The organism is Arthrobacter sp. 2MCAF14 (genome assembly GCF_052115645.1).
GTDB lineage: Bacteria > Actinomycetota > Actinomycetes > Actinomycetales > Micrococcaceae > Arthrobacter.
Genome location: NZ_JBFRHB010000042.1, coordinates 23,250 through 30,979, shown reverse-complemented (window position 1 = coordinate 30,979; position 7,730 = coordinate 23,250). Strand labels below are relative to the sequence as shown.

The following is a 7,730-nucleotide window of genomic DNA, read 5'->3' as shown; positions in this document are numbered from 1 at the left end:
GTTCGTCGACCATCTGCATGAGCACTTCGTCACTCCGGTGGATGTCCACGACGGCTGCTACTGGCCGCCTTCGGCGCCCGGTGCCGGCGGCGAAATGGTCGGCGGAACACTGGCCGACTACAGCTTTCCCGACGGCCCGATGTGGGCCGCCGGGTCCAATCCGTTGACTCCTCAGCAATAACCTTCATCGAAATTCCTCGAAAGCACAGTTTCCTACTGAAAGCACGTGGTGAAAGATATGCGCAAAGAAGCGTTGGTGGCAGGTGCCTTGGCACTTGGCCTTATTGGACTCACAGGCTGCGGGGGCAACTCGTCCGGCAGTACCGCAGACGGCAAGACCGCCATGACCTGGGCCATGTGGGTCGGCGGTACGGAAGACCAGAAGAACTGGGAGAAAGTTGCCGATGACGTCAGCAACACCCTGGGCGATGTGAAGATCACCCTGCAGGGGTCTACTTTCCAGGACTACTTCACCAAGATGAGCACCCAGCTCAGCTCGAATACGGCCCCGTGCCTCGTGGCGGTCCAGAGCCTGCGGACAGCGCAGCTCAAGGATGGCATGCTTCCGCTGGACGACCTCGTCAAAAAGAACAACGTGGATTTGAGCGCCTTCGACCCCTCCATGATCAAGGGGCTCAGCGCTGACAACAATCTGTACGCCCTGCCGTATGACGTGGGCCCGGTGATGATGTTCTACAACAAGGACATGTTCGACGCCGCAGGTGTGCCCGTCCCGAAAGCAGGCTGGACGGCCGATGAGTTCGTGGCCGCCGCGAAGAAGCTGTCGACCAACGGAAAGCACGCCATCGCACCCAACACGGCCGATCTCTTCGTTGAATCGCAAGTCCTCGCCTACAACGGCGGACGGGTCCTCCAGGAAGACGGCACCATGGACGCGAGCAATCCGACGTTTGCCAAGGGACTCCAATGGGTTTCGGACCTGACAAACAAGGAGAAGGTCTCCCCGCAGCTGCCCGGTGGCGACCCGGCGTTCAGCGCCAATGAATTCCTGGCCGGCAACACCGCAATGAATATTGACGGCCCGTGGTCCCTGCTGGACGTCAAGGGCAAAGCCAAGTTCAAAGTAGGCGTCACCACCCTTCCCGCGGGCCCTGGCGGCGGGAAGACCTTCAGCGCCGGCTCCGGCTGGGGCATCTCCAAGCAATGCGCTACTCCGGACAAGGCCTTTGCCGCCCTCAAGGAAATGACCGGCGACAAGGTCCTGGGGAATCTGGCGGCAGCCGGGCGCGCACTGGCCGCACGCACCGCCCAGCAGACGAAGTGGATCGACAACGCGGGCATTCCGGGAGTCGCGGAGACCCTTAAGAGCGCCGAAGCGACGGCCGTGCCCATGCCAAGCAACACCAACAGCGACCAGTTGGGTCAGCTTTTCAACCAGTACCTCGTCAAATCCATCAACGGACAGCAAAGCGCAACCGATGTCATGAAGGACATTGCGGCCCAGCTGCCCCGATGATCAGTGTGGTGCCTGCCCGGCAGTCCCTGTGCAACGGCCGGGCAGGCATGCACTCTTCGCAAAAGGAATGAGAAATGACACTACTCAAGCCAACCAAGGCGCCGCTTGCTGAAGTCGAGGCAACCATCTCAAGTGGGCGGGCGAAAAGGAAGGCGAAGGCCGGGCCGGATGCCCAGCTAGGCCGGAGGACAATGTGGGGACCGGCCTTTGCCCTGCCGCATGGCCTCGGCCTCGCCATCTTCACTCTGTTGCCGATTGTTGTTTCCCTAGCCATCAGCCTCTTCCGCTGGCCACTCCTGGGAACACCGAGTTTCCTCGGCTTGGGTAATTACGAGCGGCTGTTCAGCGATCCCATCTTCGGGCAGGTTGTCGCGAACACGGTGCTGTTCGTGGTCCTCTATGTGCCCCTGAACCTGGTTGTTTCCCTGGGCCTTGCCGCGTGGTTGACTCCGCGCATCAAGGGCCGCCACATCTTCCGGGTCATCTTCTTCATTCCTTCGATCACCCCTGTGGTGGCCAACGTCGTCGTCTGGAGGATGCTGTACCAACCCGGTGGATTCATCGACGGCACCCTCCAAAGCACCATGGGAGTTTCAGCGCCAAACTTCCTCGGAGACGAACACTGGGCAATGATGGCCATTGTCGTCATGAGCGTATGGCAAGGGTTCGGCTACAACATGCTGGTCTTCTCGGCCGCATTGGACGCCGTCCCTGAGAACCTCACCGAGGCGGCGGCGATCGACGGCGCCAACGCCTGGACCATCTTCTGGCGGATCAAGCTCAAGCTCATTTCGCCGTCCATCTTCTTTGGCACGATGATGACCCTCATTACCTCCTTCCAGGTCTTCGCCCAGCCGTTCATCCTCACCAAGGGAGGACCCGGCTCGGCCACCTCGACGATCGTCCTGTACATCTACAACCAGGGTTTCCAGTTCCACCAGCTCGGCCTGGCATCCGCGGCCGCTTGGATCCTGTTCGTCATCATCCTGGGAGTGACAGCAGTCCAGTTCCTCGGACAAAAGAAGTGGGTCCACTACGATGCTTGAGACAACCAGCCGGATACGCCCGCTCACCGCCCGTCCCCGTGGCTCCGGAGTGCCTGGAAGGCGATGGACCGCAAGGATCCGGCCCGCCATCGGCTACGTGATCCTTTGCCTGATCGCGCTCCTCTTCTTGTCCCCGCTGATCTACATGTTTGCCACATCGTTCAAACCCCCTGCTGAGATCTTCAGCGTTCCGCCGAAACTGTTCGGATCGGAATTCCGGTGGCAGAACTACCAGGAGGCCCTGAACTACATGCCGTTCCTGCGCTTCATGGGCAACGGTCTGTTGGTCTCGGCCGCTGGAACGGCACTCACCCTGGTGGTTTCGGCATTCTCCGGGTACGCCTTCTCCCGGCAGCGCTGGCGGGGACGGAACCTGGTGTTCATGGTGTTCCTCGCAACCCTGATGATTCCCCAAGAAGTCTTGATCGTCCCGATGTTCGTCATGATGCAGAAGGTGGGCTGGGTGAACACTTTCCAGGCACTCATTGTGCCCTGGGCGTTCACGGCATTCGGCGCATTCCTGCTCCGGCAGTTCTTCCTTGGCGTACCCCAAGAACTCGACGACGCGGCCAGGGTGGACGGCGCAGGAACCCTCAGGACGTTCCTATTGGTCATGCTTCCGCTGGCCAGGCCCACCATGGCTGTGCTGGCGGTCTTCAGTTTCATCAGCTATTGGAACTCGTTCCTGTGGCCGCTGGTAGTGATCAATGACGTCAACAACCTCGGTACCATTCCGCTCGGGCTGCAGATGTTCTTCGGCCAGCAGGGTAATCAGTGGCACCTCGTCATGGCCGCCTCGGTGATTTCGATGGCTCCCACCCTTTTGCTGCTGATCCTCCTGCAGAAACACCTCGTCAAAGGCATCGTCACGAGCGGCTTTGGCGGACGCTAGCTGCGTCACCCCCTAGACCGCACCACGTTTAACAACCCAAAGACACAACAACGTCAGAACAACTCTGAAGGAGTAACCAGCAATGATCGCCCAAGCACCTTGGTTCACGGAGTCCCGGTTCGGCATGTTCGTACACTGGGGCTTGTATGCCCTGCCGGCACGGCATGAGTGGGTCATGAACCGCGAACGCATTCCTGCCGAGGAATATGAGAAGTACTTCCAGCATTTCAACCCGGATCTCTACGATCCGCGGGGATGGGCCCGTGCCGCGAAGGATGCCGGCATGAAGTACGTGGTGCTGACCACCAAGCACCATGAGGGCTTCTGCCTCTGGGATTCGGCACTGACCGACTACAAATCCAGCAAGACGCCATCCGGCCAAGACCTGGTGGCCCAATACGTCGAGGCGCTGCGGGAGTTCGGCCTGAAGGTAGGCTTCTACCATTCACTCATTGACTGGCACCACCCGGATTTCACCATCGACGGGTTCCACCCCGAACGGGACAACCCCGACGCCGAAAAACTCAACGAGGGCCGCGACTTGGCGCGCTACCGCGAATACCTCCATGGCCAGGTGCGCGAGCTGCTGAGCAACTACGGCCAGATCGACTACCTCTTCTTCGACTTCTCCTACACCAGCGAGGACCACAAGCACATCTGGGGCGGCAAGGGCCGCGAGGCGTGGGGTTCCGTGGAACTCTTGAAGATGGTCCGGGAACTTCAGCCGGGCATCATCGTCAACGACCGCCTGGACATTCCCGGCGATTTCGCCACGCCCGAGCAGTACCAACCGTCCGGTCCCATGGTGGTGGACGGCGTCGAGGTGCCTTGGGAGGCATGCCAGACCCTGAACGGCAGCTGGGGCTATGACCGGGACAACCTGGACTACAAGTCCGTGGATCTGCTGGTGCGGATGCTCGTTGACGGGGTGTCCAAGGATGGCAACCTGCTCCTCAACGTCGGCCCCACAGGCCGCGGGAATTTCGATCCGAGGGCCGTGGAGTCCCTCCGGGGCATCGGCGACTGGATGAAGCTGCACTCCCGGGCCATCTACGGAGCAGGACCTGCCATCTGGACCCCGCCCGCAGACGCCCGGTACACGCGCCGCGGGGACCGCCTTTACGTGCACTTGTTTGCGTGGCCGTTCGAATACGTCCACCTCCCTGATCTCGCCGGCAAGGTGGAATACGCCCAGCTGCTCAACGATGCCTCCGAAGTCGCGATGCTCGAGATCTCACCGGACCGCGAGGCAATCAACACCACCCCAGGAGGACAGCCGGCAGGTACCCTGACACTGAAGCTGCCCGTCCAGCGACCGGACGTGGCCGTGCCCGTCGTCGAACTCTTCCTGAAGCCCGGGGTGTAGCGTGCCGGAAACCATCGCCCTGCACACCCGGCTCAAACCGGGTGCCGAACAGGACTACGCGGATGCCCATGCGGGGATCCCCGCCGAACTTGTCGCCGCCCTGAAGGAGGCCGGCGTGGGCAATTGGCGGATTTGGCGCAGCGGCCAGGACCTCTTCCACCTCGTTGAGGTGACGGACTACCAAGCCATGCGCCAGGCGCTCGCGGACCATCCGGCCAATGTCCCGTGGCAAGCCCGCATGGCGGAGTTGCTGGACGTTCAGGACGACTATTCGGGCAATGACTCGGGCATCCCGTTGGTATGGGAGCTGGCATGAGCGGGGCGCGATGGGATGGCCAGCTGGGCAAGCTCGGGTTCGGCGCCGCCGGCATCGGCAATTTGTACCGTGCCATGCCGGACGCCCAAGCAGCCTCCACTGTCAACGCGGCCTGGGATGCCGGGGTCCGCTACTTCGACACCGCCCCGCATTACGGCTTGGGACTGTCCGAGCGCAGGCTTGGTGCCGTGCTTAGGGAGAAACCCCGGACTGAGTTCACCGTGTCCACCAAGGTGGGCCGGTTGCTGGTACCGAATGCGGCCGGAGCCAGCGCGAAGGACGCCGAAGGTTTCGATGTCCCGGCAACGAGTAAACGCCAGTGGGACTTTTCCGAAGCAGGCATCCGCCGAAGCATCGAGGAATCACTCGAACGCCTCGGCCTGGACCACGTGGATATCGCCTACCTGCATGATCCGGATGTCCATGACCTCACCAAGGGGATCGGCGAAGCCTTGCCTGCACTGGAAAAGCTGCGTGCGGACGGCATGGTGAAGGCGATCGGCGTCGGGACGAACTCGGCGGAAGCCGCACTTGAATGCGTCGAAGCCGCGGATCTGGACCTGGTGATGCTTGCCGGCAGGTATACCTTGCTTGAGCAGCCCGGTGTTCCGCTCCTGGACCGCTGCGTAGCTCGCGGCACCGGCGTCGTGAACGTGGGCGTGTTCAACTCCGGCCTGCTGGCGCGACCCGAGGTCGCCGAGGACGCGCGCTACAACTATGCGCGTGCCCCGCGGGCGCTGGTGGAGCGCGCACGGGCGCTCGCCGGCGTGTGCCGCGACTTCGGAGTGGAACTCCCGACGGCGGCACTCCACTTCAGCTTGCGGCATCCTTCCGTAGTGAACGTGACGGTGGGGGCGAGCAGCCCGGAGCAAGTGTCCACCAACGCAGCGCGGATGAATGAGGATCTGCCCGAAGGTCTGTGGGCGGCTTTGGCAGGTGTGGCGGGGTGATTGATTCCCACCTGCATCTGTGGGAGCTTGCGCCAGAGGCTTATGCGTGGCTTGGCCCGCAGCACGGCGGACTCTTCCGCAGCTACGGCGAAGCCGAGGCCCGGGAAACCCTGGACGCGGCGAGCGTCGAGGGAGCAATGCTCGTCCAGGCTGACGACACCGTCGCGGATACCGAGTCCATGCTCGCTGTCGCTGAACGCACCCCTTGGGTACTCGGCGTCGTGGGGTGGATTCCCCTCGAAAAGCCCGCCGAAGCGGAGCAGGAGCTGGATCGGTTCCTGGGGAACCCCGCGTTCCGGGGCGTCCGGCACTTGGTCCATAACGACCCCAGGGACGACTTCCTCGAGTTGCCTACAGTCCGCTATTCCTTGCGCATGCTCGCCAGCCACGGATTGGCGTTCGACGTACCGGACGCCTTTCCGAGACAGCTCGGGCGTACGGTTCAGCTGGCCCGGGAGTTGCCTGAGCTGACGGTCGTGCTGGACCATCTCGGGAAGCCACCATTGGCCGATGCAGCGGCGATGGACTTGTGGCGCGCGGATTTCCGGGCTTTGGCCGAACTCCCCAACACTGTGGCCAAGGTATCCGGCCTGCACTTGCCGGGCGTCCCGTACACGGCGGAGGCCTTGCGTCCGCTCTGGGACGAGGCGCTGGATGCCTTTGGTCCTGGACGGCTCATGTTCGGTAGCGATTGGCCCGTCAGCACCTTGGGTGCTCCGTATGGACGAACCCTGGAAGTGCTGCTGGAACTCGCCGAGGAGCTCACTTCGGGTGAGCGGGCGGAGTTTCTTGAGGGAACCGCGGTGCGGACGTACGGGCTTCATCAGCGAAGCATCGGCGCGCGCTAGAGCGCCTGGCGTAGCCAGCTTTCGACGCCGCTGATGTGGACTGTAACAAGCGCCCGGACCAGCTCGGCGTCGCCGCGTTCCAAGGCGTCCGCGATGGCCTTGTGCTCGGCAAGGGTGTGAGCCACAGCCTTTTCCTGGGTCAAGCCGCGCCAAATGCGGGCCCGGACGGTGCTGCTGGAGAGGGCCTCGAGCAGGCCGGCGAGGTAGTCGTTTCCGGCGGCTTGGGTGATGATGCCGTGGAATTCGAGGTCGTGTGCGACGAGTTCTTCGACGTCGGTATTCTCGTCGATCCCGTCCATCGTGGCGCGCAAGGCCGTGAGCGCCGTCGGGGTCATCTTGCCTGTTGCGATGAACGCGGTGGCGGGCTCCAGGATTCGTCGGACCTCAAAGAGTTCCAAGATGGAACGGTCCTGATGAAGATCAACGACGAACGCTACTGCCTCGTTGAGCAACTTGGCGTCAAGGCTCGTGACGTAAGTGCCGTCCCCACGCCGCACGTCCAGGACACGGATGAGTTCGAGGGCCTTGACGGCTTCGCGCAGAGAGCTTCGCGAGAGGCCGAGCCGCTCGCTCAGTTCTTTCTCTGGCGGGAGGCGGTCCCCGGCCTTGAGTTCCCCGCGGATCAGCATGTCCTTGATCTTGCTGATCGCTTCATCTGTGACAGCCATGGCTACATCCTAACGGCGAATGATCCGATGTCTGGCACCCAACTGACTCGCATTTGTTGTCGTTATGAGCCCCCAAAACGACAACAAATGCGAGTCAGTTGGGGGACTCAACGCACGACGGCGGCACCTGAGGTTCCGCGCGAACGGAACCGCAGGTGCCGCCGTCG

General features: G+C 62.4%; 8 protein-coding genes and 1 pseudogene. 8 read left to right on the top strand and 1 reads right to left on the bottom strand.

The features are described from left to right. The 8 genes and pseudogenes from AB4074_RS21245 to AB4074_RS21210 form a co-directional block, all read left to right on the top strand. A pseudogene (locus tag AB4074_RS21245) lies at positions 1 to 181 on the top strand (fuconate dehydratase); the annotation flags it as partial. Between the two features lie 57 nt (positions 182 to 238). Beyond that, a complete protein-coding gene (locus tag AB4074_RS21240; RefSeq protein WP_441415167.1) occupies positions 239 to 1,477 on the top strand; it encodes an ABC transporter substrate-binding protein in 1,239 nt (412 codons plus the stop codon). A gap of 74 nt (positions 1,478 to 1,551) precedes the next feature. Continuing rightward, positions 1,552 to 2,523 (top strand): carbohydrate ABC transporter permease, encoded by a 972-nt coding sequence (locus tag AB4074_RS21235; RefSeq protein ID WP_441415166.1) that lies wholly within the window; start codon positions 1,552 to 1,554, stop codon positions 2,521 to 2,523. After that, positions 2,516 to 3,415, top strand: coding sequence for a carbohydrate ABC transporter permease (locus tag AB4074_RS21230; RefSeq protein ID WP_441415165.1), 900 nt, complete (start codon positions 2,516 to 2,518; stop codon positions 3,413 to 3,415). The genes AB4074_RS21235 and AB4074_RS21230 overlap by 8 nt, the downstream gene beginning before the upstream one ends. An 82-nt stretch (positions 3,416 to 3,497) precedes the next feature. Beyond that, entirely contained in the window at positions 3,498 to 4,781 is a 1,284-nt protein-coding gene (locus tag AB4074_RS21225) for an alpha-L-fucosidase (protein WP_441415164.1), read from the top strand. A gap of 1 nt (position 4,782) precedes the next feature. Continuing rightward, positions 4,783 to 5,097, top strand: coding sequence for an L-rhamnose mutarotase (locus AB4074_RS21220; protein ID WP_441415163.1), 315 nt, complete (start codon positions 4,783 to 4,785; stop codon positions 5,095 to 5,097). Further along, positions 5,094 to 6,047, top strand: a complete 954-nt coding sequence (locus AB4074_RS21215; protein ID WP_441415162.1) for an aldo/keto reductase — start codon at positions 5,094 to 5,096, stop codon at positions 6,045 to 6,047. Before AB4074_RS21220 ends, AB4074_RS21215 begins: the two co-directional genes overlap by 4 nt. Then, positions 6,044 to 6,895 carry an amidohydrolase family protein gene (locus AB4074_RS21210; protein WP_441415161.1) on the top strand — a complete coding sequence of 284 codons (852 nt, stop codon included), beginning with the start codon at positions 6,044 to 6,046 and terminating at the stop codon, positions 6,893 to 6,895. Before AB4074_RS21215 ends, AB4074_RS21210 begins: the two co-directional genes overlap by 4 nt. Here the strand turns inward: AB4074_RS21210 and AB4074_RS21205 are convergent. Next, positions 6,892 to 7,563, bottom strand: coding sequence for a FadR/GntR family transcriptional regulator (locus AB4074_RS21205; RefSeq protein WP_236813453.1), 672 nt, complete (start codon positions 7,561 to 7,563; stop codon positions 6,892 to 6,894). The two genes, AB4074_RS21210 and AB4074_RS21205, sit on opposite strands and share 4 nt — an antisense overlap. Positions 7,564 to 7,730: the final 167 nt, after the last annotated feature.

Bases quoted from the DNA above. Each gene is read 5' to 3' on its own strand.
- AB4074_RS21205 (WP_236813453.1), bottom strand. From the start codon at position 7,563: ATGGCTGTCACAGATGAAGCGATCAGCAAGATCAAGGACATGCTGATC.
- AB4074_RS21215 (WP_441415162.1), top strand. From the start codon at position 5,094: ATGAGCGGGGCGCGATGGGATGGCCAGCTGGGCAAGCTCGGGTTCGGC.
- AB4074_RS21225 (WP_441415164.1), top strand. From the start codon at position 3,498: ATGATCGCCCAAGCACCTTGGTTCACGGAGTCCCGGTTCGGCATGTTC.
- AB4074_RS21240 (WP_441415167.1), top strand. From the start codon at position 239: ATGCGCAAAGAAGCGTTGGTGGCAGGTGCCTTGGCACTTGGCCTTATT.
- AB4074_RS21230 (WP_441415165.1), top strand. From the start codon at position 2,516: ATGCTTGAGACAACCAGCCGGATACGCCCGCTCACCGCCCGTCCCCGT.
- AB4074_RS21235 (WP_441415166.1), top strand. From the start codon at position 1,552: ATGACACTACTCAAGCCAACCAAGGCGCCGCTTGCTGAAGTCGAGGCA.